The 2,363-nt window shown below is 66.7% G+C and carries 1 pseudogene; it reads left to right on the plus strand.

The features are described from left to right. Nucleotides 1-2,363: pseudogene (locus ABS769_RS22300) on the plus strand (hypothetical protein); the annotation flags it as partial.

The following is a 2,363-nucleotide window of genomic DNA, read 5'->3' on the forward strand; positions in this document are numbered from 1 at the left end:
CCAGCCTGAGCAACGCCGACTGGCGGCGCGATGCCTCGGACGGCCAGTGGCATCGCCAGGTCAAGACCGATATCTCCGGAGCCAACGATCGCGGGAGCTACATACAGGAAACCGCCCTGCCGCCCCGAGCTGCGGAGCTCGACGCGCAAGCGCAGGACGTCATCGCCCGCAACATCGCCAACAGTCCCGGCGCGATCGCTGCGCGCTACGAACTGGCGCACCACCGCAGCGGCTGGGCGGCCGATGGCCTGCCGATGTCGCCAGCGGTGCAGCAGGCGCTGCCCGACCCGGATGCATTGACCGCTTCAGACGGCCAGCGCTACTACCGCAATATTGATGGTCAATGGACCACCAACGGCGCCCCGCCCGATGGCAACCGCGTGCTGGAACTGGAGACCACGCGCGCGATGCTGCAACCGGCGCTTGCCGAGCAGGCCCAGGCGATCGCCGCCATCCAGCAATCGCCGCCCTCGCCACAGGAGGTGCAGCGCGAGCAGACGCTCTACCACTACCGCATCGCTGGTACGGAATTGCAGCCGCAATGGCGCGAAGCGATCGAGCTGGCAACGCAGCGCACACGCGACACAGCGGGGCTCTCTGGCGATGGTTCGATGCAGTTGCAGCGCGGGCCGAGTGGCGTATTCGGAGCGGACAGCCCTGTCGCCCATTTTCAGCGTGGACCCGATGGCGTGGATCGCATCGCAGCGGTCACCAGCACCGAGGACATCCGTCAGGCGCTTCAGGAGGTGCAGGCTCAGCAGAACCCAGCCCCGCCGATACAGCAGATGGCCTCTGCGCCTCGCTCATCGGACGGATCCGCAGATGCGGACACGTCGTCTTCTGCCCCCTCCAACCAGCATGCCCTCGACGTGCAGGCGCGGGGCCAAGCGGCCAGCGCCGCGCAGGAGCGTCAGCAACGGCAGCAGGAGGACCGGCAAGCGCAAGACCAACAGCTGGCGCAGGCACGCGCGCACACGCTGCAGGAGCAAACCTCGCACGAAGACCGAGCGCAGGACGCTCAGGCGCTGCAGGCGCATGCATTGCAGGAACTTCGCCGGCAAGAATCGCAACAGCTGGAGCAGCAAGAACGCCAGACACAGGCTGCCCAGCAACGCGAACAAGTCCAGCGGCAGGCGCACGACACCCAACAGCGCGAACAAGCGCAGCAGCAGGCCCAGGAGACTCAGCAGCGCGAGCAGGAAACACGCCAGGCCCAGGACGCCCAGCAGAGCCAGCAGGAACGCCTGCAGGCGCAGACGGTGCAACATCCCGAGCAACAGCCGGTGCACGCCCAAGCGGCTCCACAACGCGAGCAGGAGCCGGAGAATGAGGCCGTCTCGCGCGAGCCGTCGTCGCTCCATGCGCAAGACACATCGCCGCGCCAACCCGAGCAGCGGTCTACCCAGGATGACGTCGCACAACGGCCCCAGGAGCAGCTGGCAGAGCCTGTGCAGGCACATGCATCCGACGTAGCGCAGCAGCGGCCGCAAAGCCAACAAGCGCAAGAAGAGCGCCCGCAGGAAGTCCAGCAGCAGACAGCGCAGAGCGCGGCGATCGCGCAGACAGCACCGGCAGATCAGCAGCAAGTTGCGGACCTGCACAGCGGCCAACGGTCGATGACGGCGCAAGCCTCGGATGCGCACCAAGATGCACCTGCGCAGCAGCCCGAGCAGCCAGCAGACGCGCGCCTGGCCCAGGCAGCGGCGACGCCTTCGCCATCGCTCGCCACCCCGGTGGCCGCAGAACACCGCGACGATCAACAGGGGCACACTCCAAAGGCTCAAGCACCGGAAGCACCAGATCCCCCTGCAGCGTTGCCAGTGTCCGCACACCTCGCGCAAGCGACAGGGACATCCCTGGAAATGCCGACCGCTGGCCGCTCTGCCGACACACCCGAGGGCGCGGCCGATGCGCGCGAGCCGCTTTCTGTGTCCCAGGCAGACAAGCAGGATCGTCCTGCCACTGTGCCCGCCGATCCGGACTCCTGGGAGGAAATAACGCGCTCCATGCGTGAGCTGCGCATCCAACTCGAACAGGATCTCGAAATAGAAAACCGCGTCGCAGAAGCACGGCAGGCGCGCGTGGATCGTGGTGAGCGGCCATTTACCGAATTGGAATTGCGTGATGGGTACGATCCGGATGGCCCCTCTGGGCTGAGACCGCCACGCGCCCCGCCGGCAGACACCGCGCCACAACCTCTTACCGCTGGCGAGCAGGAAGATCGGCCGCAGCCCAAGCGTAAAAACATCACCGGCGATCCGGATGTGGACGAGTTGCTGTACGCCATCGATTGCAAGGACGAGCTGGCGATCGAACAGGCCTTAAAACGGGTCGCCAACAGCCCCTACAGCCAGGCCCTTGCC

Source organism: Xanthomonas hortorum, from assembly GCF_040279205.1.
GTDB classification, from domain to species: Bacteria; Pseudomonadota; Gammaproteobacteria; order Xanthomonadales; family Xanthomonadaceae; genus Xanthomonas; species Xanthomonas hortorum_F.